Source organism: Christiangramia sp. (assembly GCF_029937855.1).
Lineage (GTDB): Bacteria > Bacteroidota > Bacteroidia > Flavobacteriales > Flavobacteriaceae > Christiangramia.
Window position 1 is genome coordinate 35703 of record NZ_JAPYPC010000020.1, and the last position, 23087, is coordinate 58789.

Consider the following 23087-nt stretch of genomic DNA (forward strand, 5'->3'; position numbering starts at 1 on the left):
TTAAAATTTGATTAACTGGTATCCGTTGTTTTGAAGTTGTACCAAGGCGGTCATCGCGGAAAGCGCAAATTTCACATTTTCGCTTGCTTTCTCCCTGGTAACATTATAATGAGTGGCACTTTGCCCGCAAATAATTATTTCTACACCTTCCTCTGAAAGAGCTTCAATTAAATCCAGATTTGGATTCTGTCTCACTTCATGATTCTTTTCCTGGTAATATTCGTTTTTCAGGACGTCCCAAACCGCCTTTCCATGTATCACTAACGCAACTTGCATATTTTTGGGATCTACACCGGCTTTTTCGTGCATATTTAGAAATCTTGCAGCCGTTTCAATAAGCGCATTTGGTTCTGAAGCTTGAAATCTTCTATCCACATCAAAAACCACTTTGAATACTGCACTGGTATCTGTTTTAAAACCGGGAGAAGCAATTTTAAATGTTTTCCCGTACTCCGGGATTAGATTTCCTGCTTCTAACTGCTGGGAAAAGGAAGCAGAAGAAAGTAAAACAAGCAGGATAAATAATATTTTCTTCATAAATGATTTTGTAAATCCTGAATTTTGGATTTTAAAGATATCAATTTATAATTCTTTGTGGCTTCCAATAAATTAATTGTTTAAAAAACGCTAAGCATCCGGTTTCCTTTTTTATGCATTTTGGTTACCTTTCAGCTTTTAAAAACGGAGAAAATTTGGAAGCTTATTTAGCTGAATTGAATGATGCACAGAGGGCTCCGGTGCTGCAAAAAGATGGGCCAATGATCGTAATTGCCGGGGCGGGTTCTGGCAAAACACGGGTACTTACCTATAGAATAGCCTACCTGATGAATCAGGGGGTAGATGCTTTCAATATCCTTTCGCTCACTTTTACCAATAAAGCAGCTCGGGAAATGAAACAGCGGATCTCGAAGATCGTGGGCAGCAGTGAAGCAAAAAATCTATGGATGGGAACTTTCCACTCGGTTTTTGCAAAGATTCTGAGGTTTGAAGCCGATAAATTAGGATATCCTTCCAATTTCACCATTTATGACACCCAGGATTCCCATAGTGTGATAAGAGCGATCATTAAGGAAATGAGGCTAGATAAGGATGTTTATAAATACAAGCAGGTTTATAACCGAATATCCTCTTATAAAAACAGCCTTATTACCGTAAAGGCTTATTTTCAGAATCCCGAACTTCAGGAGGCTGATGCGATGTCTAAAAAACCACGTCTTGGCGAAATCTATAAGGCCTATGTAGACAGGTGTTTTAAGGCCGGAGCGATGGATTTTGATGACCTTTTACTAAAAACCAATGAGCTCCTGAACAGGTTTCCGGAAGTACTGCATAAATATCAAAGCCGTTTTAAATATATTCTGGTGGATGAGTACCAGGATACCAATCATTCGCAGTATTTGATTGTAAGAGCACTTTCAGATAAATTTCAGAATATATGTGTGGTGGGAGATGATGCGCAAAGTATTTATGCGTTTCGTGGCGCGAATATCAATAACATTCTCAACTTTCAGAAGGATTATGATAACGTGCAGATGTATCGCCTGGAGCAGAATTACCGGTCTTCTAAAAATATTGTAAATGCAGCTAATTCTATAATTGATAAGAACAAAACAAAGTTGGATAAGATCGTCTGGACTGCGAATGAAGACGGCCCAAAGATTATCGTGAACAGGTTGCTTACCGATGGGGATGAAGGACGTTATGTTGCCAGTTCTATCTTTGAGAATAAAATGCAAAACCAGATGGGCAATGGTGATTTTGCTATTCTCTACCGTACCAATGCTCAAAGCAGGGCAATGGAAGACGCTTTGCGGAAAAAAGATATTCCATATAGGATTTATGGAGGCCTTTCATTTTATCAGCGAAAGGAAATCAAGGATGTGCTGGCGTATCTAAGGCTTATTTTAAACCCTAAAGATGAAGAAGCCTTAAAGCGGGTTATTAATTATCCTTCCCGCGGAATTGGACAAACTACGATGGATAGATTGGCCATTGCAGCCAATCAGCATAATCGCTCCATCTTCGAGGTAATTCAGAATCTGGATAAACTCGATTTGAAGATCAACAGGGGAACGCAAACCAAACTGGAGAATTTTGTGCATATGATCCGCAGTTTTGCAATCATGAATGAAACCAGTGATGCCTTTCAAATTGCGGAAACTGTTACCAAAAAAACCGGCTTGGTTCAGGAATTAAAAAAAGATGGAACACCTGAAGGAATTGCCAGAATTGAGAATATTGAAGAATTATTAAACGGTATCCGGGATTTTGTGGAAGGTCAGAAAGAACTTGCCGATGCTACCGGATCCCTGGCAGAATTCCTGGAAGATGTTGCCCTGGCAACAGATCTTGACAACGACACTGGAGACGATGATAGGGTAGCACTTATGACTATTCACCTGGCAAAAGGACTGGAATTTCCCTTTGTATATATCGTGGGTATGGAAGAAGATCTTTTTCCTTCTGCCATGAGTATGAATACGCGGAGTGAACTGGAAGAAGAACGCCGCCTTTTTTATGTGGCGCTTACCCGGGCAGAAAAACAGGCCTACCTAACCTATACCTTATCACGTTATCGCTGGGGTAAATTAGTAGATGCAGAACCAAGTCGTTTTATTGAAGAGATAGACCAGGAATATTTAGACTTAATGGTGCCTCAGGATGACTATAAATATAAGCCCCTGATAGACACCGATATATTTGGTGACGAGGTAGATAAAAGTAGGCTCAGACAAAGCAAGCCTAAAAGTGGAACTCCACCTCCCGCCCATAAACCTTCAGAAGAGCAACTAAGAAAACTTAGAAAATTGAAACCTGCCTCTCCAGAGCCTTCCAGGGCTCGGAATACATTAGATCTTTCTGAGGGTAATGAAGTAGAACACATGCGGTTTGGAAAAGGTAAAGTATTGAAGTTAGAAGGCGTGGGGCAGGATAGAAAGGCCGAAATTGATTTTGACAAAGGCGGAATTAAAAAACTTCTTTTGCGTTTTGCCAAGCTTAAGGTACTTTCTTAAATCGGTAATTTGTAAAAATGTAAATTTTACATATATTGCATCGAGCTTTAAAGAAAGCCCTACCGATTATTTAAAGTTCAAAAATCAAACAAAAACAAAGTTTTTAAGAGACCTGAATCAGGTCTCTTTTTTTATTTGATTATTTATCTAAATTTAGAACTTGTTAAAAATCTTTTAAAAGTGATACTGTGAGGGTAATAATACTCTGCAACTATAAGTTATTTTATATCTTGAAAAGAAAAAATGATTAGAGAAGGCAGTATTGTAAGATGGAAGTGGGGAAATGGAACAGCAAAAGGAAAAGTAGTTTCTACTTATACTAAGAAAATAACAAAACATATAGAGGGGAGCGAGATTACCCGGGATGGAAAAGAAGGTAATAAAGCATTATTTATAGAACAGGAAGATGGCAGCAAAGTATTAAAGCTGGAAAGTGAAGTTGATAAGGCAGATTAAGTTTATTTGTTCAAAGCTTTCCTTAAAAATTGTAAATTAGTAATACTAAAAATAATATCATGGCTGAATTACTGCGTGTTTACGACGAAAATCCCGCTCCCAAGCATATAAATAAGATAGTTGAAAGCCTTCGGAATGGGGGACTGATTATTTATCCTACAGATACCATTTATGGCTTGGGTTGCGATATTACTAATGTTTCTGCATTGGAAAAGATCGCACAGATCAAAAATGTAAAATTAGAAAAAGCTAATTTTTCTTTTGTTTGCGAAGATTTGAGTAATCTTTCAGATTATGTAAAGCAAATAGACACTGCAACTTTTAAAATTTTAAAACGCTGCCTCCCGGGACCATACACTTTTATTTTGCCAGGGGGGAATAACCTTCCTAATGTTTTTAAAAAGAAAAAAACGGTAGGAATACGCGTGCCAGATAATAACATTTGCAAAGCTATTGTGGCAGGGCTTGGTAACCCGATTGTGTCTACATCTATAAGAGACGATGATGAGGTTCTGGAGTATGGAACTGATCCTGAACTTATAAAAGAAAAATGGGATCATCTGGTAGACATCGTCATCGATGGTGGCTATGGTGATAATATACCTTCTACTGTTATTGATCTTACCACTGAAACTCCCCAAGTAATTAGAGAAGGTAAGGGAAGTATCGAAATAATGTAAAAACCTGCTAAAATCCCTGCATTTCTAGTTAATTGCGTATTAAAGTATATCTTATATTTTATAAAAAGGATTAACAATCATATTTTAAGTGAAAAATAGATTTGTTATGAGTTTTATAGAAACTACAAGTAAGGAAAAAGAAAGAAACATCAAATTGTATTATGAAGATTACGGAGAAGGAAAACCTGTAATTCTAATTCATGGCTGGCCTTTGAGCCACCGGATGTGGGAATATCAGATTAATACAATAGTGGAAGCTGGTTACAGGTGTATTGCCTATGATAGAAGAGGTTTTGGAGATAGTGATAAACCCTGGACCAATTATGACTATGATAGTCTTGCAAAGGACCTTAACGATATAATAACCAAATTGGGATTGTCTGAAACGACTATCGTTGGTTTTTCCATGGGTGGAGGAGAAGTAGCACGATATATTGGAAAATACGGAACTGCTAATTTATCTAAAGCTGCATTAATTTCTGCGGTACCGCCTTTTATGCTCCGAACAGATGACAATCCAGATGGACTTGAGAAAGATGTTTTTGAAGGTTTTAAAGAGGAAATAAAAAAAGATCGCCCAGGATTTTTAAAAGGCTTCGGAAAGAAATTTGTGAATTTTGAAAAAGTGGGGGATAGAATAAGTGAGGAAATGGCCGATTACTACTGGTCTATTGCCTGTAGAGGTTCTTCAAATGCTACCCTGGAATGTATTGATTCTTTTGGTCTGACTGATTTTAGGGAAGATTTAACGAAATTTGATATACCAACTTTAGTTGTGCACGGTGATGCAGATCAAATTGTGCCTATAGAAATTTCAGGAAAGAAAAGTGCCGATATGATCACGGATTGTGAATATCATGTAATCGAAGAAGCTCCACATGGACTTGTATTGACTCACACTGCAGAATTCAATAAGATTTTACTGGACTTTTTAAAATCATAAAATAAAGGAGTCTGCCTAAAAAAAGTAGGAGGTCTTTGCGATAACATCAGCTTTGTTTATCAGGAAGTGAAGTCCCGGTCTAACTTCTAATATCTAAAAGCGAAGCGGTCTAGTTTCTTCAACCGGAGATGAGTGAATGAAAATATCAACATTTAATGGGGCATGCTTATTTTATATACCCATGGCTTCGTAAAATTCTAGAAAAGCAGAATGAACCTCAGAAGGGCTTAAAATAAAACCTTTTTTTTGAGCAGAATCTGCCAGTTCATAACCGAATTTTGCAGCTAAAAGTCTTTGCTGGGGAGTCCCGTGATGGGAAGGACTTTGTGTGAGGCAATCTCCTACATTAAAAGATAGTCTAAAATATTCTTCGAGCCGTTTCCAGTTATAGGTAGCTCCTCGTTTGTGGCCTAGAAAATAGGCGGCTGCAAAATCAGCTTCTAATTCTGAAAATTTAGAAATTTCAGCAGAATTTGAGAATTGATCTATATAGTCCCATTCTTCATCATATTCAAATTGGGCCTGGTGCCACCATTCATGGGCAAGAACTGCTGTAAATGCCAGTTTACTATCAATTCCAATATCGGTAATACTCTTTAAAAGTCCATCACCAATAACCAGTAATCCATTAGATTTTGTAAATGCATCGAATGCGAAATATGGATTTTCTGGAAAGTTTGGTGAAGATTCATTAAAAGCAAGCAGGAGATCAGCTTTTGCATAAGCTTCCTCACGATTCCGTACCGATCTGTCAAAACTTTCTATCATATCTGTAAGAATTTCCCTGTCGTTAAGAAAAGCAGTATGCTGACCATTTAATATAATTTCACGATTTAAATTCCAGAATTTGGTAAGTTCCCGCATTCTTTTTTTACCCAGTTGATTAAATTCTCCGTCTTCCCCGTAATAATTATCACCCACATAATAAGTGACATATTTCCTGTTAAGTTCTAAGTAATAATTTAAAAGTTCAAAATTGAATAGGGGGTCCTTGAGAAGATCTTCGAAATATCCGGAAAGTACATTTCCAAACTCTGTGGCTTCACAAGGAGTTGCAACAAGTGATTCATCATAGAACCTGTTGCTTAGCGAATAAGTTACCAATTCTGGTTCAGAATAGAAACTTTTGGATATTGGAGAGAAACTTTTTTGAGAAGTTATAGGATTTTTCTTCTGATCTTCTAAACCAATTTTTTCTTTCGAGCAGGATTGTAAAGCAAAGATAATTAATAACATACCACAACACCAGATACCTATTCCTGTCTTCTTCATACGCTCAATGTTTAGGTGTAGGGATACTCAAAAATAATACAAAATACTGAAAATGAATATTTAAAATAGTAAAAATAAAAAAGCCCCACATTTGTGAGGCTTTTCAATTATCATAAAAATCGAATGCTTATTCCTCTCCGGAAGTCGCTTTCTCCATTCCTTCTTCAATCATGCTATAGAACTGATCTAATTTAGGAAGAACTACGATTCTTGTTCTTCTGTTTTTAGCTCTGCCTTCAGCAGTTTCGTTCGAGGCAACAGGAATATAATAACTTCTACCTGCAGCAGTCATACGAGCTGGTTCCACACCAAAATCATCCTGAAGAACCCGTACTACCGAAGTAGCACGTTTTACACTTAGATCCCAGTTGTCTTCAAACATTGAAGTGCTAATTGGTTTATTGTCTGTGTGACCTTCTACCATAAATTCAATATTTGGTTTGTTTTTTACTACAGTTGCAACTTTTCCAAGTACTTCTTTTGCACGTGGTGTAATATTGTAACGACCACTATCAAATAAAAGTTTATCTGAAATAGATACGTAAACAACACCTTTTTCAACATTGATCTCGATATCTTCATCACTCATATTTCCTAGAGCTCCTTTAAGGCTGGTTACAAGTGCAAGGGTTACCGAATCTTTCTTGTTTAAAGCATCTTGCATAGAACGAATAGCAAGATCTTTTTCTTTAATGCTCTCTAAAGAACGTTCAAGGTTCTCAGCTTCTTTCTTAGAAAGGGTAGCAAGATCTCCTACATTATTTAACAATGCAGCATTTGTATTATTTAATCTGGAGATAGTCTCAGTCATTCTACCTTTTTCATCCAGGCAAGAGTTCAATTTAACCGTAGCGGTATTTAATTGATCCTGTGTTTCTCTTTGCTTGGTTTCCAGTTCGTTGTATTTTTTCTGTGAAACACAAGAAGAAAGCAAAATGGCAGCTGTTGCCGACAAAAGCATGAATTTTCTCATAACTTGTTTCTTAAATTTAAATTGTTAGGTGAGCCAAAAATATCAAAAAATTAGTAAGCTGGAAAGCTATTTTAACATTTCCTTTTTTATTTATTTTTTAAGCTCATGAAACCTGTTTTTTTTCAGTATAAAATGTTCATATACAACGGAAGAAATCAGATAGTATTTTCTGAAGATGAATTCTTGCGGCCTTTTTTTATGCATCTTTCCAAACTGCCTGTAAAAGCTGCCATGAGCTCTTAATATGGCAAAGAAATGATTGAATTTTCCTTCAAAAATAAACTTAAACCCGGCAACTCCATCCAGGATCATGCGTATGAATAGAACATAATATAATCGGGAAGGATCTACATTCTTTAAAAGAAGAAAAAGGCCATTTCTGAAGTTGAAAAAGGTTTTTTTAGGATTCATTTCCTGCAAAGTGGCGCCGCCCACGTGGAAAATACTGGAGTTGCCAATATATTTGATCTTATATCCCTGGTTAAGAAGCCTCCAGCACAGATCTATTTCTTCCTGATGGGCGAAGAAATCTTCGTCTAAACCTCCTAATTTATCAAAAACTTCTGCTCTAATAGCTAAACAAGCTCCACTCGCCCAGAAAATATATTGATCTTCATTGTACTGTCCATGATCTTCTTCGAGTTCCTGAAAAATTCTTCCCCGGCAAAAAGGGTATCCATACTTATCAATATATCCCCCGGCAGCACCAGCATATTCAAAATGATCTCTTTTTTTATAATCCAGGATTTTTGGCTGTATTGCAGCCGTGTCAGGCTCTTTCTCAAAGACTTCTATAATTGGTTTTAACCAGTTTTCGGTAACTTCCACATCACTATTCAATAGAATATATAAAGGTTCATTTACCGATTTTAAAGCCAGATTATACCCGCCTGCATAACCAGCATTCCTTTTATTCTGAATGATTTTTACTTCTGGAAACTCCCTTTTTAAAAATTCTACTGAACCATCGCTCGAAGCATTATCGGCCACATAAATCGTAGCTTCTTTGGAATAGGTGATTACCGAAGGTAAAAATTCTTTCAGCAGATACTTGCCATTCCAGTTTAATATAACGACTGCTATTTTCATGCTCTGGAATATTCAGGAATATCATTTAAGAAAATATAATTTTTATTTTCATAATCCATTTTACAAAAATAATGAGCCATTCCGTTGGTGACCATTAAAAAATTTGCCTGCAGGCTTAAATTGTAACGCGCAATCTGGTCAAAAGTTTCCTGGGTGATTTTTATTTTAGGTGCTTTACATTCCACAATTAATTGAATGTTTCCATCTGGCTCAAAAACAACGATATCATATCTTTTTGTAAGACCGGCAATTTTAAGTTGTTTTTCAACATTGATCAGGCTGAGGGGATAATTCTTTTCGGTTTGCAAAAATTTCACGCAATGTTGGCGCACCCATTCTTCCGGTGTAAGGATCACGAATTTTTTCCTGAGATCATCAAAAACAGCTATTTTATTTTGATTATTTTTGAACCGAAATGAATATTGAGGGAAATTCAATTTTTGCATACTTCAAAAGTAATAAACAATATTACAGGCTTGCAAGTTACTTGTTTAGATTTCTTTCAGCATAAACCCCCGCATAATTTCGTATGGACGAAGCCAGACAGATTGTTAGTGACATTCAAAAGGGAAATATTAAGCCTATTTATTTCCTCATGGGCGAGGAATCTTATTATATAGATAAGATTTCAGACTTTATTGAAGACAATGTCTTGTCTGAAGAAGAACGCGGCTTTAACCAAATGCTGCTCTATGGAAGAGATACCAGTATCGATGAAATTGTTAGTAATGCCAAGCGGTATCCTATGATGGCTGAAAGACAGGTGGTGATCGTTAAAGAGGCCCAGGATCTATCCAGAACTATAGAAAAGCTGGTTGATTATGCCGAAAACCCGCAGCCTACCACTGTACTTGTCCTTTGTTATAAATACAAAAAGATCGATAAGCGTAAAAAACTCTATAAAACTATAGATAAAGCGGGGGTGATCTTTGAAGGAAAGCGATTGTATGAGAATCAGGTGGGAGATTGGATCACTAAAAATTTAAAAAGCAGAGGTTATTCTATTTCCCCAAAAGCAGCCCAGATGCTGGTAGAATTTTTGGGAACCGATCTTGGAAAAATCGATAATGAACTTGAAAAGCTTCAGTTAATTTGTCCCGGTGGAACTACGATAAGTCCGGAAATCATTGAAGAAAATATAGGAATAAGTAAAGATTTCAATAATTTCGAGTTAAGAAAGGCAATTGGGGAAAAAGATTCTTTAAAGGCACATCGCATCGTGAATTATTTTTCACAGAATCCTAAAGATAATCCTATGGTGGTTACCATTTCCTTACTGTTTTCTTATTTTTCTCAGATTCTACAATATCATGGATTAAATGACAAATCGAAGGGAGCTGTGGCCAAACAATTAAAAGTGAGTCCGTATTTTGTGAGTGATTACGTAACCGCTGCCAGGAATTATCCTATGAAGAAAGTAAGTCATGCCATAAGTTTGCTTCAGGAAACAGACGTAAAAAGCAAAGGGGTAGGGGCGACAAATGTGTCACAGGGAGATTTATTGAAAGAACTTCTGGTTAAAATAATGCATTAAAAATGAGTAGAATTTCCTCCTGGTTAAATGCCGCAAGACTCAGAACTCTCCCGTTATCAATTTCCGGAATCCTCGTGGGCAGTAGCATAGCCGCCTACAATGGCTATTTTGATTTAGCCATATTTAGTTTGGCACTGGGGACAACCCTTGGTTTACAAATTCTTTCCAATTTTGCCAATGATTATGGGGATGGTGTTAAGGGAACCGATAATGAAGATAGGATTGGACCAGCCAGAACGATTCAAAGTGGTTTGATCACCCAAAAAGATATGTTGCAGGCCATGGTAATTACCGCTGCTGCTACGTTGCTTCTGGCAGTACTTCTAATTTATGCATCATTTGGAAGTGAAAAACTGTTTTCTGCATTAATATTTTTTATTCTGGGAGTTGCCGCGATTGTGGCTGCGATTAAATATACAGTGGGAAATTCGGCCTATGGCTATAAAGGAATGGGAGATTTATTTGTCTTCTTATTTTTTGGTTTGGTCGCGGTGTACGGCTCCTACTATCTGTATAGTCACGACCATGAGATTATTAGCCTCTTTCCTGCCATTTCTATGGGGCTTTTAAGTGTAGCTGTTCTAAATTTAAATAATTTAAGGGATCGTATTTCAGATAAAAAAGCCGGTAAAATTACCCTGGTGGTTAAGATGGGTGATAAAAAAGGGAAAGATTATCATTATGCACTTATTCTTGGAGCCTTGTTTTGTTTGTTAATTTACTCCGCGATAACCTCATCAGAGCTTAATGATTTTATTTATCTATTAGGGTTTATTCCCCTAATTTTTCATTTAAAACGAGTAGTGGTAAATGAAGATCCCAGAGAACTCGATCCTGAATTAAAAATTGTAGCACTCTCTACTTTTGGTATTGCACTGCTTTTTGCCCTTGGCCTGATTTGGTGATTCTCAGAACAAGTTTAACAAAATTATATATGAGGCATTCAGCAGGTTTTTATGTGAATCCTTATTTTTAAGAAAACCGAAAAATTTAAATTATGAAAATTACTTTTTATGGTCAGAACAGCCTTGGATTGGAGATAGGGGATAGTAATGTTATAATAGATCCATTTATTACCGGAAATGATCTTTCCAAGGATAAGGTGGATATCAACGATCTAAAAGCTGATTATATCTTGCTTACTCACGCCCATCAGGATCATATTTTAGATGCTGAAGCCATCGCTAAAAATACCGGAGCGGTAATCGTAAGTAATTTTGAAATTGCTAATCATTACGAAGACAAAGGCTTTGAAGTACATCCTATGAATCACGGCGGAAGCTGGGATTTTGAATTTGGAAAAGTAAAATATGTAAATGCTATTCACACCAGTTCGTTCCCAGATGGAAGTTATGGCGGGCAACCCGGCGGATTCGTAATTGAAGGAGAACATAAAAATATTTACATTGCCGGGGATACAGCATTAACGATGGACATGAAATTAATCCCGCTTCATACCAAGCTCGATATCGCGGTTTTACCTATTGGAGATAATTTTACCATGGGTGTGGAAGATGCCATTATTGCTAGTGATTTTATAGAATGTGATAAAATTATTGGCTGCCACTATGATACTTTCGGTTATATTGAAATAGATCATGAAGAGGCAAAAAAGAAATTTTATGAAAAAGGGAAGGATTTGATGTTGCTGGATATTGGTGAATCAATAGAACTTTAAACTGGATTTTCAGATCACTTAGAACACTGGACTATAAGAAATGCACAGATTAAAAGAATTAGAAATTTGGAAACAAAGTCGGGAATTTTGCAAGGATATTTATGAAGTAACTTTTGATTTTCCAGCATCTGAAAGATTCGGGCTAATAACCCAGCTAAGACGATCAAGTGTTTCTATACCGTCCAATATTTCTGAAGGAGCTTCTAGGGCGTCTAAATATCAAGAATTCTAAGATTCTAATATGACAGCATCTTATAAAAAGTATATACTCAAATTTAAACGCCCCAGCGGAACTTCCCGGGGCGTTCTTACTGAAAAAGAAACCTGGTTTTTAAAAATTTCAGATGGAAATAACTTCGGAATAGGTGAATGTGGAATTCTGAGAAGCCTGAGTTATGATGATCGCCCAGATTATGAAGAGAAATTAAAATGGGTGTGTAATAATATCAATATGGGCGCTGAAATGCTTTGGGAAGAGCTAAGGGAATTTCCAAGCATTCAGTTTGGAGTAGAGATGGCATTTAAAAGCTTAAAAGCTGAAACCCCTTTCTTATTATTTCCTTCTGAATTTACTTCAGGTAAGAAAGCGATTCCCATAAACGGTCTTATCTGGATGGGAGATAAGCAGTTTATGAAGGAGCAAATTTCAGAAAAGATAGAGCAGGGGTTCAATTGTATTAAACTAAAAATTGGAGCTATAGATTTTGAGACTGAACTGGATCTTCTAAAAGCCATACGCAGTAATTTTTCAGAAGATGAAATTGAATTAAGAGTGGATGCCAATGGTGCTTTTTCACCACAAGATGCGCTGAAGAAACTCGATCTGCTTTCCCGGCTTAAATTACACAGTATAGAGCAACCTATAAGGCAGGGACAAATAGAAGAAATGACAATACTTTGTAAGAAAACTCCACTTCCAATTGCTTTGGACGAAGAACTTATTGGGCTTACCAATGTAACAGAAAAGGAAAACCTTATACAAACAATTGCGCCTCAATATGCCATTTTTAAGCCTAGTTTGATCGGTGGTTTTAAGGGCACTAATGAATGGATAAAAGCGTGTGATAAAAAAGGAGTAAAATGGTGGATTACCAGTGCGTTGGAAAGTAATATAGGTCTTAATGCGATTTCACAATTTACCTTTACATTAGATTCAGATTTGCCGCAAGGCCTGGGAACCGGAAGTTTATATACCAATAACTTTGAGTCTCCGCTAGAGGTGAAAAATGGGCAAATTCAATATAATCCTGCCAGGGAGTGGGAAATAAAAATTTAAATATAATATATGTTTATAGCACAGGCGTTTAATTATAAACACGATTTCTGGAGATATATCATAGGTGTAATCATGGTGCTGGCAGGAGTTTTTATAGGTCAGATTCCATTGACCGTAGCACTTTTTATGGAGCTGGGCGTGGCTGAAACGGTAACATTAACTGAAAGCCAGATGATGACAGCCTTAGATTCTAATTATTTCCTGTTTCTTATGTTGTTATCTTTTGCAATAGCGCTGGGATTTTTATTTATCGCAGTTAAACAGGTTCACGGCCAAACTTTGCGATCGCTCACCACTTCTAGAAATAAAATAGATTGGAGCCGATTCTGGTTTGCTTTTGCATTGGTAAGTGTGTTCATAATTATTACTACAGTAGGGGATTATTATAGTAATCCGCAGGATTATCAGTGGAATTTCGAGTTGAAGCCATTTCTAATTTTATTAGTAATAGCGGTTATTTTTGTACCTCTTCAAACCAGTTTTGAAGAATACTTCTTTAGGGGTTATTTAATGCAGGGGATAGGTGTTCTGGCAAGAAACAGGTGGTTGCCACTGGTAATTACCTCTATAATATTTGGCGGACTCCATTTTTTTAATCCTGAAGTGACCAAACTGGGTAACATTATTATGATTTATTATATAGGTACCGGATTTATGCTGGGTATCATGGCCCTGATGGATGAAGGGATCGAACTTTCGCTGGGATTCCATGCTGCAAATAACCTTTTAACTGCATTACTGGTGACTGCCGACTGGACCGCATTTCAAACTAATTCAATCTTTAAAGATATTTCTGAACCTTCTGCAGGCTGGGATGTTCTAATTCCGGTTCTGGGAATATATCCTTTATTTCTTTTTATCATGGCCAAAAAGTATAAGTGGACCAATTGGAAGGAAAAGTTATTCGGAAGAGTGGAGAAGCCTGAAATTATACATGTGCAGAATGAAAAATTTTTAAACTGAATTGTAATAATCTATTTCCGATTTTCGGAAGACTTGAAATATGGTGATTTGAATGCTGATTTTCGAAGTTTTCAACAATCCTGTAAATGGTGTAATAGCCATATCTCATAAATGTTTCAGAAGAAATTTAAAAAATTCATTACAAATTGTTAACTTTCAGTAATCAGTTATTTATCAACTTGGACTGAAATATGACAAATAAGTATAAAATTCCTGAAACCCATCCTCATTTTCGACTTAACAAACGCTACTTTACCAATGCAGAACTAAAAGAAGTGGCTTATAGTTATATCAAGGAAGGAGAGCCATTCGAACAACAAATAGGAAGTTTTCTTTTAGATTGGCTAAAGTCAACTTCTTTTATTGAGGTTAGCACATCTGGCTCTACAGGGAAACCCAAAAAGATACGCTTGCAAAAGCAGCATATGATCAATTCTGCTTTGGCTACCTCTAAATTTTTTAAGCTACCCGCTCATACCAAAGCTTTGATGTGTCTGCCTGCAGAATATATTGCCGGTAAAATGATGCTGGTAAGGGCGATGTTCCTGGGATGGCAATTGGATACAGTTCCACCATCTTCAAATCCGCTTGATCAGGTTTTTAAAGTCTATGACTTTTCTGCAATGACACCTTTTCAATTAGATAATTCTATTGCACGCCTTCATCTGGTAAAAAAAATGATTATTGGTGGTGGAGTGGTTTCTCCAAGAATTGTTAAGATGCTAGCGGAAGTAGATGCTAAGATCTATGAAACTTATGGAATGACCGAAACCTGCAGTCATATCGCTGCCAGAAGATTAAACCCTGTTAAAAAGAAAAAACCAGGTAAGGCTTTTAAATTGCTTCCCAGTATTAGTATAGCACAGGATGAGAGGGGTTGCCTGATCATAAAAGCACCAAATATTCTGGAGCAGGAAATAATTACCAATGATGTGGTAGAAATTATTACCTACAAGAAATTTATCTGGAAAGGTAGATATGATAACGTCATTAATTCAGGAGGTATAAAATTGTATCCCGAGGAGATCGAGAGAAAGATCAATAAAATACTGGATCACCGGTTCTTTATAACTTCCATGCCGGACGATTCCCTGGGTGAGAAATTAGTTCTTTTTGTAGAAGATGATTTTTCTGAAGAAACCCTGGATCATCTTAAAAAGTCTATTGATGATTTAAAATCGCTGGATAAATATGAAAGACCTAAGAAGATTTATCTTGTGGAAAAATTCGAAGAAACTCCAAACGGAAAAATTCACCGGGAACATACCCTGAAAAGTAAGGTGAGTTAAAGCATAACATACATGAAAAAAATACTCCTGCTTTTAGTGCTTTTGAGTATTAACAAAATACAAAGCCAAATCCTCGAAGAACGTGAGAGAGCTAAAGTTGTAGACCAGATCCTGGCAGAACGCTTCAATGAAGTTTTACCAGAACTTATGGGTAGAACCGATGTTGATATGTGGATCCTGATCTCTAGGGAATATAATGAAGACCCGGTTTTAAGGACTATGCTGCCGGCAACCTGGTTAAATGCAAGACGCAGAACTATATTGGTTTTTTATAAACCACCCGCTCAGGATACTATTGAAAAACTGGCTATTGCCAGATATAATATTGGTGAAAATATTGAATCTGCCTGGAATAAGGAAAAGCAACCAGATCAATGGCAGGCTCTTATTGACATTATCAAAGATCGTGATCCAGGAAAGATTGCCCTGAATATTTCAGAAAATTTTGGAATCGCAGATGGACTGGTCAAAACCGACTATGATGAATTTATTACCGCACTACCCGAGGAATATAAAAGTAGAATTACATCTGCCGAAGATTTGTCGGTAGGATGGATAGAAACGAGGACACTCCGGGAAATGGTGATTTATAGCTCTCTGGTAGAACTCACCCATGATATTATTGCAGAAGCTTTCAGTTTAGAAGTTATTCAGCCTGGAGTGACAACCACAGATGATGTGGTTTGGTGGATGCGGCAGAAAGTTACGGAGCTTGGATTGGAAACCTGGTTTCATCCTACGGTAGATATTCAGAGAAATGAAGAAGAGCTGGTAGATCATATCACAGCGTTTTCAGATGAAAAAGGTAGTAGTGTAATTCTTCCCGGTGATCTTTTGCATTGTGATTTTGGAGTTACCTATCTTCGGTTAAATACCGATTGCCAGCAAATGGCTTATGTCTTAAAGAATGATGAAATTGAAGCCCCGGAATTTCTTCAGCAAGCTTTGGATAAAGGAAATAAACTACAGGATATTCTTACTTCTAATTTCAAAACCGGTTTAAGTGGTAATGAAATCTTACATCAAAGCCTGGAAGAAGCACAAAAAGAAGGATTGAAAGCCTCCATATATACGCATCCGCTTGGCCTGTATGGGCATTCTGCCGGTCCTACTATAGGAATGTGGGATCAACAGGAAGGGGTGCCCGGTGCTGGTGATTATCCATTATATGAAAATACGGTTTATGCCATAGAACTTAATACTGAAGTTGAGATTTCTGAATGGAATAAAAGCATTAGGATCATGCTGGAAGAGGCAGGCTTTTGGGGAGAAGACGGCTTTAGATATGTAAATGGCAGGCAAAGGGATCTTATACTAATCCCTTCGGAAGAAGTAGAGAATTAATAAAAAGTAAGGCCTAATATCCCATTTTCATCATATAGTCTGCGGAATGTTTTCCGGAACCATAGAAAATAAAGAAAATAGTAAAAGCAAATACAATAAGTGCCAGAATTAGGTTAGAAGCATTCATAACCCCCACAAAATTAATGAGAATTGCTCCCAGTAAAATTGGCAATTGAGCGATCAAAGCCCATCTGGTAAGTAATCCGAAAGCAATTAAAATTCCGCCTACAAGATGCGCTGATGCGACATAATGAACAACCAGCATCGTTCCTCCAAAACCTTTAAGAGGTTCAATTAATTGAACAAGTGTCTCTGTTTGGGAAATAAAATTAATCCCCTTAATGAAAAAGAAAACCCCCAGCGCCACCCTCAATACATCTAACCAGTAATAAGTATGTGCATTGGCCCACTTATTAAGTGATTTTATACTTAACATAATAGAAAATTTACATTAATTTACTAAAAATCAATATAATATAGAAATGATGAAGCTGGAATTTTAGTCTCGACAGGACTAATTATTGCACTATCTCGCTCTCAATATAGAATTCAAAATCATTAACCACCAGCTCATCTAATTCTTCTCCGGTTTTGTAGGATTGCCACTCAGAAGTTACATGTAGTCTAATTTCTTCTTCATCAATGAAAACGTCTACGGGCATTTTGAAATCGGTAACATCAGCTTTCCATCGGTACAATATCTGGTCATCCCCTTGTTTTAGCTGAAGAACGGGTAATGAAGCATTCCTTAAATATTGCTGAAAAACCGGTTTTAAATCAACCTCTGTAGCCTGATTGAAAAAATCTTCAGTATCATTGGTGGTGATCGTTTGATGTTTAAAAGTTTCCGTGTAATCTCTTAGAGTATTCCACCACAATTCATCATCATTATAGATGCTTCTAATCATGTTTAAAAGATTAGCGCCTTTATAATACATATCGCCAGATCCCTCTGCATTTACCCCATAATCGCCAATAATACTATTGGCATTGGAGATATTCTGTCTTATTCCCTTGAGGTATTTCAAAGCATCTTCTTTCCCCCATCTGCATTCAATATAAATAGCTTCCGTATAGCTTGTGAATCCTTCATGTATCCACATATCAGCTATATCTTTGGCGGTAATACTATTGCCATACCATTCGTGGCCGGATTCGTGGATAATAATAAAATCCCATTTTAGGCCCACGCCGGTCCCGGATAGATCATTACCTAAATATCCTTTTTTATACTGGTTTCCATAAGCCACAGCACTCTGGTGCTCCATCCCTAGATAAGGTGTTTCCACCAGTTTAAAACCATCTTTCTGGAATGGGTAAGGCCCCATTTTTTCATAAAAACAGGCCATCATATCCTTAACTTCACCGAATTGTTTTTTCGCTTTTTCAAGATTGTAAGGCAATACATAATAATCCAGATCAAGGTCTTGGTAGGTATCTGAAAAATGGGTGTAATTCCCAATATTGATCATTATGTTATAGTTGTTTATGGGGTGCACCACCTTCCAGCGCCATTCGGTGAAGCCATTCCCAAGATCTTTTTCAGCTATTAATCTTCCATTGGAGACATTCATGAGTCCGTTAGGGACAGCGATATCCATTTGCGCTTCTTCCGGCTCATCACTCTGGTGATCTTTATTGGGATACCAAAGACTGGCCCCTGTTCCCTGGACTGCCACGCCTACCCAGGGATTTCCTTCTTCATCTTGCGTCCATACAAAACCTCCATCCCAGGGTGCATTTTTAGCTATAAGAGGATTTCCGTGATAATAGAAATGAATAGAATCTAAAGATCCTTTTTTTAAAGCATCTTCAAATTCAATAAATACAGCATTATGTTTGCGATCATAGGCTAATGACTTCTTTCCATGAATTATAGAATCAATCTTCATATTCTTAAAAAGATCCAGCTGCATCACAGGTAAATCTTCCTGTACTTTAAATTTGATCGTATTTGATCCAGAAATAAATTGCTTTTCCGGTTCAATTTTAAGCTTTAAATGATATTTCTGAACATCGAAATTGGTGCGTTCAGGCCTAAGTGAACCTCTTAAGGTATCCGCTTCGGTATAGTTGGAATGGTTGGAACCTACTATTTGAGAATTGATATTTGCCGCAAATAAAAATGCGGTAATGCAAAAAAATATTTTTTTCATAAATCAAGTCTGAATTACGCCCATGTTGAAATCTTTTTCAATAGGAGCATGGTTGGCTGCTTCAATCCCCATAGATATCCATTTTCTGGTATCCAGAGGATCAATGATAGCATCTGTCCATAATCTTGCTGCGGCATAATAAGCAGAGGTTTGCTCATCATACCGGGCTTTCATTTTTTCGAAAACTTCCTTTTCTTTCTTTTCGTCTACTTTTTCTCCTTTTTTTGATAGGGAAGCAGTTTCTATTTGTGCAAGTACTTTTGCAGCCTGGGTTCCTCCCATTACCGCCAGTTCTGCACTTGGCCATGCCGCGATAAGCCTTGGATCGTACGCTTTTCCACACATAGCATAATTTCCGGCGCCGTAGGAATTTCCTATTATAATGGTGAATTTTGGAACTACAGAATTACTAACGGCATTCACCATTTTAGCACCGTCTTTAATAATTCCACCATGTTCACTTTTGCTGCCTACCATAAATCCGGTTACATCCTGTAGGAATACGAGGGGAATTTTTTTCTGATTACAATTTGCGATAAAACGGGTAGCCTTATCTGCAGAATCTGAATAGATCACTCCACCAAACTGCATTTCTCCTTTTTGGGTCTTTACGATCTTACGCTGATTTGCCACAATTCCGACAGCCCAGCCATCTATTCTGGCATAACCTGTAATAATGGTTTGTCCGTAACCTTCTTTATATTCTTCAAATTCTGAATCATCCACAAGTCTTTCAATGATCTTGTGCATATCATATTGGTCACTTCTCTTTTTTGGAAGGATTCCGTAGATGTCTTTAGGATCTTCTTTCGGTTTGGCCGGTTTTTTATGGCTATATCCAGCTTTATCAAAATCACCGATTTTATCCATGATATTCTGGATCTTTGTTAAGGCATCTTTATCATCTTTAGCCTTATAATCGGTCACTCCGCTAATTTCTGAATGTGTTGTAGCTCCTCCTAAAGTTTCATTATCTATAGATTCACCAATAGCTGCCTTAACCAGGTAGCTTCCCGCTAAAAAGATACTCCCGGTTTTTTCTACGATCAATGCTTCATCACTCATGATAGGAAGATAAGCACCTCCTGCTACACAACTTCCCATTACCGCGGCGATTTGGGTAATTCCCATACTGCTCATCACCGCGTTATTTCTGAAAATTCTTCCGAAGTGCTCCTTATCTGGAAATATCTCATCCTGCATTGGTAAGAAAACACCAGCACTGTCTACAAGATAAATAATGGGCAGTTTATTCTCGATCGCTATTTCCTGAGCGCGGAGGTTCTTTTTACCCGTAATAGGGAACCAGGCTCCGGCTTTCACCGTGGCATCGTTAGCAACAACGATACATTGCTTTCCAGAAACATATCCAATTTTTACCACAACACCTCCACTTGGGCAGCCACCATGTTCCTTATACATTCCTTCTCCGGCAAAGGCACCAATCTCTATTGATTTTTCCTTATCGTCTAAAAGAAAATCAATGCGCTCTCGCGCGGTCATCTTTCCTTTGGCATGATGTTTTTCAATTCTCTTTTCACCACCTCCCAATTTCACTTTGGCAAGTTTTTGCCTAAAGGATGAAACTAGAAGCTTATTATGATCATCATTTTTATTGAAGTTGATATCCATTATTTTGAACTATTTATAAGAATTCGATTGTTTTAATGTGATTAATTATAAATTAATCTGATTTCTGAAGAAATATTATGAATTTCAATCCAGAAATGGGTTTCCGCTAAAATACAAAATCACATCAATTCTATGCTTTAAAAGAATCAATAAAAAATTAGCCGATATTTGTTATAAAACAGAATTCATGGCAATGAACAAAAATTCCATTTTTGGATGGGCATCATTTTTAATATTTCTTGTAGGAACCGCCCTGATACTTTTAGGGGTGTTGAAATATATAGATTATGCAATAGGTTTTTCGGTAACAGGAATAGGATTTTTCTTTATATCCTGGGTATTTAATGCTTTGAAAGGAAGGGTTTAATTATTAAGAGAGATGAAAGTAGAAGAAGAACAAAGAAAACAATTAGTCAAACATTTGGAAGGCGGCCTGGCGTATGCTTCAATTGAAAGTTTTCTGGATGCGATCCCTTTTGATAAAATTGGAGTGAGACCGGAAGCTTTGCCTTATTCATTTTATGAGGTGTTTTTTCATATTGCTTTTGCGCAAAAAGATATTCTGGAATATACTATTTCTGCAAATTATAAAACACATAACTGGCCCGATGATTACTGGCCGGAAAAACCAGCGCCAGATGACGAGGAGGAATGGGAAGATCTAATAGCTGAATATTTTGAAGACCGTAGGTTGTTTAAGGATTATATTCTGGATCCTAAAAATGACCTGAATAAACCGGTAAAAAATTCAGAGGAGCATAGCCTGTTGCGTGAAGTATTACTAGTAATTGAGCATACCGCGTATCATACCGGGCAATTGCTATTAATTCAGAGATTATTGGGAGTTTATGATAATTGATTTCTCTGAAAAATTCAGGATATTTGCAATCTCAAATTAGTATTAAAAAACAAAATTTAAAAATATATGGCAGACGATAATAAGGTAATCTTTTCCATGTCTGGAGTTACCAAAACTTTTAAAAATGCGAATACGCCTGTTCTAAAGAATATATACCTCAGTTTTTTTTATGGCGCTAAAATTGGAATTCTGGGTCTTAATGGATCTGGTAAATCTACTTTATTGAATATTATCGCCGGGCGCGACCAAAATTACCAGGGCGATGTAGTGTTTTCCCCTAACTATAGCGTTGGAATGTTAGAGCAAGAGCCGGAACTTGATGAAGAAAAGACCGTACTGGAAGTTGTAAAAGAAGGGGTTGCTGAAACAGTTGCTATTCTGGATGAATATAATAAGATTAACGATATGTTTGGCCTTCCAGAAGTTTATGAGGATGCAGATAAGATGCAGAAGCTTATGGATAAGCAGGCAGAACTTCAGGATAAGATAGATGCCAGCAATGCCTGGGAACTTGACACCAAACTGGAGATTGCTATGGATGCTTTAAGGACTCCTGAACCTGACAAGAAAATTTCTGTGCTGTCAGGAGGAGAGAGAAGGAGAGTGGCACTTTGCCGACTTTTACTTCAGGAACCTGATGTTTTGTTGCTTGATGAGCCCACCAACCACCTTGATGCAGAATCGGTTCATTGGTTAGAGCATCATTTAGCTCAATATAAGGGAACTGTAATCGCTGTAACGCACGACCGTTACTTTTTAGATAATGTCGCGGGTTGGATCCTTGAACTTGATAGAGGAGAAGGTATTCCCTGGAAAGGGAACTATTCTTCATGGCTGGATCAAAAATCTAAAAGACTGGCTCAGGAACAAAAACAGGCGAGTAAACGTCAAAAAACATTGGAGCGAGAGCTGGAATGGTCCAGAATGAGTCCTAAAGGGCGACAGTCCAAGCAGAAAGCCAGACTTAAGAATTATGATAAGTTGTTGAGTCAGGATCAAAAACAGATGGACGAGAAGCTGGAAATTTATATTCCAAACGGTCCACGTCTGGGAACCAATGTAATCGAGGCTAATGGAGTTAGTAAGGCTTTTGGAGATAAATTGCTTTATGAGGATCTTCAATTTAATCTTCCGCAGGCTGGAATTGTGGGAATTATTGGGCCGAACGGTGCTGGTAAAACCACCATTTTCAAAATGATCATGGGCGAAGAGGAGCCAGATAAAGGAAGTTTTAGCGTTGGTGAAACTGCAAAGATTGCTTATGTGGATCAAAGTCATTCGAATATTGATCCGGAAAAAACCATCTGGCAAAACTTTAGCGATGAACAGGAATTAATCATGATGGGCGGTAGACAGGTAAATTCGAGAGCCTATTTGAGTAGATTCAATTTCAGCGGAAGTGAGCAAAATAAGAAAGTAAATATGCTTTCAGGAGGTGAAAGAAACCGACTGCATTTAGCCATGACTTTAAAGGAAGAAGGAAACGTATTGCTTCTGGATGAGCCTACCAACGATTTAGATGTAAACACATTGAGAGCCTTAGAAGAAGGTTTAGATAATTTTGCCGGTTGTGCGGTGGTTATTTCTCACGACCGTTGGTTCCTGGATAGAATTTGTACTCATATCCTGGCTTTTGAAGGTGACTCCCAGGTGTATTTCTTCGAAGGAAGTTTTTCAGACTATGAGGAGAATAAAAAGAAACGTCTTGGAGGAGATATTATGCCGAAGCGTATTAAATATAAGAAGCTGGTGCGTTAAGTGCCAATTTTCATAAAACTAAAAGGGAGTTGAAAAATATTAATTTTTAACTCCCTTTATTTTTTTGTCTAAAGTCTTACTTCTTCTTCGGCATTGGGCCACGAAGATGAATGATGAGGCCGTCCAGAAAATTTCTTAAGAACTGGTCTCCACATTCCATATATTTCTCAT

24 protein-coding genes are annotated in these 23087 nt (G+C 37.3%); 15 read left to right on the forward strand and 9 right to left on the reverse strand.

What is annotated here, in order from left to right; translation table 11 throughout:
- Window positions 1-537, reverse strand: coding sequence for a DsrE family protein (locus tag Q1K34_RS11350; protein ID WP_300438702.1), 537 nt, complete (start codon window positions 535-537; stop codon window positions 1-3).
- Between the two features lie 155 nt (window positions 538-692).
- On the opposite strand from Q1K34_RS11350, the gene Q1K34_RS11355 reads away from it, so the two are divergent.
- The 4 genes from Q1K34_RS11355 (at window position 693) to Q1K34_RS11370 (ending at window position 5093) form a co-directional block, all read left to right on the forward strand.
- A complete protein-coding gene (locus Q1K34_RS11355; protein ID WP_300438705.1) occupies window positions 693-3014 on the forward strand; it encodes an ATP-dependent helicase in 2322 nt (773 codons plus the stop codon).
- Window positions 3015-3257: 243 nt separating this feature from the next.
- Window positions 3258-3470 carry a DUF2945 domain-containing protein gene (locus Q1K34_RS11360; protein ID WP_300438708.1) on the forward strand — a complete coding sequence of 71 codons (213 nt, stop codon included), beginning with the start codon at window positions 3258-3260 and terminating at the stop codon, window positions 3468-3470.
- A 59-nt stretch (window positions 3471-3529) separates the two neighbouring features.
- Window positions 3530-4150 carry an L-threonylcarbamoyladenylate synthase gene (locus Q1K34_RS11365; RefSeq protein ID WP_300438710.1) on the forward strand — a complete coding sequence of 207 codons (621 nt, stop codon included), beginning with the start codon at window positions 3530-3532 and terminating at the stop codon, window positions 4148-4150.
- 106 nt (window positions 4151-4256) lie between these two features.
- Complete coding sequence (locus Q1K34_RS11370) at window positions 4257-5093, forward strand: alpha/beta hydrolase (protein WP_300438713.1); 837 nt, start codon at window positions 4257-4259, stop codon at window positions 5091-5093.
- A 171-nt stretch (window positions 5094-5264) separates the two neighbouring features.
- On the opposite strand, the gene Q1K34_RS11375 is transcribed toward Q1K34_RS11370, so the two are convergent.
- From Q1K34_RS11375 to Q1K34_RS11390, 4 genes are all read right to left on the reverse strand, one after another.
- Window positions 5265-6365 (reverse strand): hypothetical protein, encoded by a 1101-nt coding sequence (locus tag Q1K34_RS11375; protein WP_300438716.1) that lies wholly within the window; start codon window positions 6363-6365, stop codon window positions 5265-5267.
- Between the two features lie 127 nt (window positions 6366-6492).
- Entirely contained in the window at window positions 6493-7338 is an 846-nt protein-coding gene (locus Q1K34_RS11380; RefSeq protein WP_300438719.1) for an OmpA family protein, read from the reverse strand.
- A 90-nt stretch (window positions 7339-7428) separates the two neighbouring features.
- Window positions 7429-8427, reverse strand: coding sequence for a glycosyltransferase family 2 protein (locus tag Q1K34_RS11385; RefSeq protein WP_300438721.1), 999 nt, complete (start codon window positions 8425-8427; stop codon window positions 7429-7431).
- Entirely contained in the window at window positions 8424-8873 is a 450-nt protein-coding gene (locus Q1K34_RS11390; RefSeq protein WP_300438724.1) for a type I restriction enzyme HsdR N-terminal domain-containing protein, read from the reverse strand. The genes Q1K34_RS11385 and Q1K34_RS11390 overlap by 4 nt, the downstream gene beginning before the upstream one ends.
- Before the next feature lie 83 nt (window positions 8874-8956).
- On the opposite strand from Q1K34_RS11390, the gene holA reads away from it, so the two are divergent.
- From holA to Q1K34_RS11430, 8 genes are all read left to right on the forward strand, one after another.
- The gene (gene holA, locus Q1K34_RS11395) at window positions 8957-9961 is read left to right on the forward strand and encodes a DNA polymerase III subunit delta (RefSeq protein ID WP_300438727.1); all 1005 of its coding nucleotides are present in this window, start codon (window positions 8957-8959) and stop codon (window positions 9959-9961) included.
- A 2-nt stretch (window positions 9962-9963) separates the two neighbouring features.
- The gene (gene menA / locus Q1K34_RS11400; protein ID WP_300438730.1) at window positions 9964-10866 is read left to right on the forward strand and encodes a 1,4-dihydroxy-2-naphthoate octaprenyltransferase; all 903 of its coding nucleotides are present in this window, start codon (window positions 9964-9966) and stop codon (window positions 10864-10866) included.
- A 92-nt stretch (window positions 10867-10958) separates the two neighbouring features.
- Window positions 10959-11639, forward strand: coding sequence for a metal-dependent hydrolase (locus tag Q1K34_RS11405; protein ID WP_300438733.1), 681 nt, complete (start codon window positions 10959-10961; stop codon window positions 11637-11639).
- A 40-nt stretch (window positions 11640-11679) separates the two neighbouring features.
- Window positions 11680-11871, forward strand: coding sequence for a four helix bundle protein (locus Q1K34_RS11410; RefSeq protein ID WP_300438736.1), 192 nt, complete (start codon window positions 11680-11682; stop codon window positions 11869-11871).
- Between the two features lie 9 nt (window positions 11872-11880).
- Complete coding sequence (locus Q1K34_RS11415; RefSeq protein WP_300438739.1) at window positions 11881-12915, forward strand: o-succinylbenzoate synthase; 1035 nt, start codon at window positions 11881-11883, stop codon at window positions 12913-12915.
- Between the two features lie 9 nt (window positions 12916-12924).
- On the forward strand, window positions 12925-13878 hold the full coding sequence (locus Q1K34_RS11420; protein WP_300438742.1) for a CPBP family intramembrane metalloprotease: 954 nt from the start codon (window positions 12925-12927) through the stop codon (window positions 13876-13878).
- 191 nt (window positions 13879-14069) lie between these two features.
- Entirely contained in the window at window positions 14070-15167 is a 1098-nt protein-coding gene (locus Q1K34_RS11425; RefSeq protein WP_300438744.1) for an AMP-binding protein, read from the forward strand.
- A gap of 12 nt (window positions 15168-15179) precedes the next feature.
- On the forward strand, window positions 15180-16511 hold the full coding sequence (locus Q1K34_RS11430; protein WP_300438747.1) for a M24 family metallopeptidase: 1332 nt from the start codon (window positions 15180-15182) through the stop codon (window positions 16509-16511).
- A 13-nt stretch (window positions 16512-16524) separates the two neighbouring features.
- On the opposite strand, the gene Q1K34_RS11435 is transcribed toward Q1K34_RS11430, so the two are convergent.
- The 3 genes from Q1K34_RS11435 to Q1K34_RS11445 form a co-directional block, all read right to left on the reverse strand.
- A complete protein-coding gene (locus Q1K34_RS11435) occupies window positions 16525-16947 on the reverse strand; it encodes a DoxX family protein (RefSeq protein ID WP_300438750.1) in 423 nt (140 codons plus the stop codon).
- 82 nt (window positions 16948-17029) lie between these two features.
- A complete protein-coding gene (locus Q1K34_RS11440) occupies window positions 17030-18667 on the reverse strand; it encodes a M1 family metallopeptidase (protein WP_300438753.1) in 1638 nt (545 codons plus the stop codon).
- Between the two features lie 3 nt (window positions 18668-18670).
- Window positions 18671-20299 carry an acyl-CoA carboxylase subunit beta gene (locus tag Q1K34_RS11445; protein WP_300438756.1) on the reverse strand — a complete coding sequence of 543 codons (1629 nt, stop codon included), beginning with the start codon at window positions 20297-20299 and terminating at the stop codon, window positions 18671-18673.
- Window positions 20300-20486: 187 nt separating this feature from the next.
- Here Q1K34_RS11445 and Q1K34_RS11450 point away from each other — a divergent pair, with 187 nt between their 5' ends.
- From Q1K34_RS11450 to ettA, 3 genes are all read left to right on the forward strand, one after another.
- Window positions 20487-20666: a CAL67264 family membrane protein gene (locus Q1K34_RS11450; protein WP_300438760.1), complete on the forward strand. Its 180-nt coding sequence runs from the start codon at window positions 20487-20489 to the stop codon at window positions 20664-20666.
- A 12-nt stretch (window positions 20667-20678) separates the two neighbouring features.
- A complete protein-coding gene (locus Q1K34_RS11455) occupies window positions 20679-21158 on the forward strand; it encodes a DinB family protein (protein ID WP_300438763.1) in 480 nt (159 codons plus the stop codon).
- Window positions 21159-21224: 66 nt separating this feature from the next.
- Entirely contained in the window at window positions 21225-22916 is a 1692-nt protein-coding gene (ettA, locus tag Q1K34_RS11460; protein ID WP_300438766.1) for an energy-dependent translational throttle protein EttA, read from the forward strand.
- A 76-nt stretch (window positions 22917-22992) separates the two neighbouring features.
- Here ettA and Q1K34_RS11465 read toward each other — a convergent pair.
- Window positions 22993-23087: DUF1456 family protein (locus Q1K34_RS11465; protein ID WP_300438822.1), on the reverse strand; the 95-nt coding region annotated here is incomplete at its 5' end.

Bases quoted from the DNA above. Each gene is read 5' to 3' on its own strand.
- Q1K34_RS11420 (WP_300438742.1), top strand. From the start codon at position 12,925: ATGTTTATAGCACAGGCGTTTAATTATAAACACGATTTCTGGAGATAT.
- Q1K34_RS11380 (WP_300438719.1), bottom strand. From the start codon at position 7,338: ATGAGAAAATTCATGCTTTTGTCGGCAACAGCTGCCATTTTGCTTTCT.
- Q1K34_RS11410 (WP_300438736.1), top strand. From the start codon at position 11,680: ATGCACAGATTAAAAGAATTAGAAATTTGGAAACAAAGTCGGGAATTT.
- Q1K34_RS11430 (WP_300438747.1), top strand. From the start codon at position 15,180: ATGAAAAAAATACTCCTGCTTTTAGTGCTTTTGAGTATTAACAAAATA.
- Q1K34_RS11425 (WP_300438744.1), top strand. From the start codon at position 14,070: ATGACAAATAAGTATAAAATTCCTGAAACCCATCCTCATTTTCGACTT.
- Q1K34_RS11415 (WP_300438739.1), top strand. From the start codon at position 11,881: ATGACAGCATCTTATAAAAAGTATATACTCAAATTTAAACGCCCCAGC.
- Q1K34_RS11385 (WP_300438721.1), bottom strand. From the start codon at position 8,427: ATGAAAATAGCAGTCGTTATATTAAACTGGAATGGCAAGTATCTGCTG.
- ettA (WP_300438766.1), top strand. From the start codon at position 21,225: ATGGCAGACGATAATAAGGTAATCTTTTCCATGTCTGGAGTTACCAAA.
- Q1K34_RS11445 (WP_300438756.1), bottom strand. From the start codon at position 20,299: ATGGATATCAACTTCAATAAAAATGATGATCATAATAAGCTTCTAGTT.
- Q1K34_RS11350 (WP_300438702.1), bottom strand. From the start codon at position 537: ATGAAGAAAATATTATTTATCCTGCTTGTTTTACTTTCTTCTGCTTCC.
- holA (WP_300438727.1), top strand. From the start codon at position 8,957: ATGGACGAAGCCAGACAGATTGTTAGTGACATTCAAAAGGGAAATATT.
- Q1K34_RS11375 (WP_300438716.1), bottom strand. From the start codon at position 6,365: ATGAAGAAGACAGGAATAGGTATCTGGTGTTGTGGTATGTTATTAATT.
- Q1K34_RS11450 (WP_300438760.1), top strand. From the start codon at position 20,487: ATGGCAATGAACAAAAATTCCATTTTTGGATGGGCATCATTTTTAATA.
- Q1K34_RS11370 (WP_300438713.1), top strand. From the start codon at position 4,257: ATGAGTTTTATAGAAACTACAAGTAAGGAAAAAGAAAGAAACATCAAA.
- Q1K34_RS11435 (WP_300438750.1), bottom strand. From the start codon at position 16,947: ATGTTAAGTATAAAATCACTTAATAAGTGGGCCAATGCACATACTTAT.
- menA (WP_300438730.1), top strand. From the start codon at position 9,964: ATGAGTAGAATTTCCTCCTGGTTAAATGCCGCAAGACTCAGAACTCTC.
- Q1K34_RS11360 (WP_300438708.1), top strand. From the start codon at position 3,258: ATGATTAGAGAAGGCAGTATTGTAAGATGGAAGTGGGGAAATGGAACA.
- Q1K34_RS11455 (WP_300438763.1), top strand. From the start codon at position 20,679: ATGAAAGTAGAAGAAGAACAAAGAAAACAATTAGTCAAACATTTGGAA.
- Q1K34_RS11440 (WP_300438753.1), bottom strand. From the start codon at position 18,667: ATGAAAAAAATATTTTTTTGCATTACCGCATTTTTATTTGCGGCAAAT.
- Q1K34_RS11365 (WP_300438710.1), top strand. From the start codon at position 3,530: ATGGCTGAATTACTGCGTGTTTACGACGAAAATCCCGCTCCCAAGCAT.
- Q1K34_RS11405 (WP_300438733.1), top strand. From the start codon at position 10,959: ATGAAAATTACTTTTTATGGTCAGAACAGCCTTGGATTGGAGATAGGG.
- Q1K34_RS11390 (WP_300438724.1), bottom strand. From the start codon at position 8,873: ATGCAAAAATTGAATTTCCCTCAATATTCATTTCGGTTCAAAAATAAT.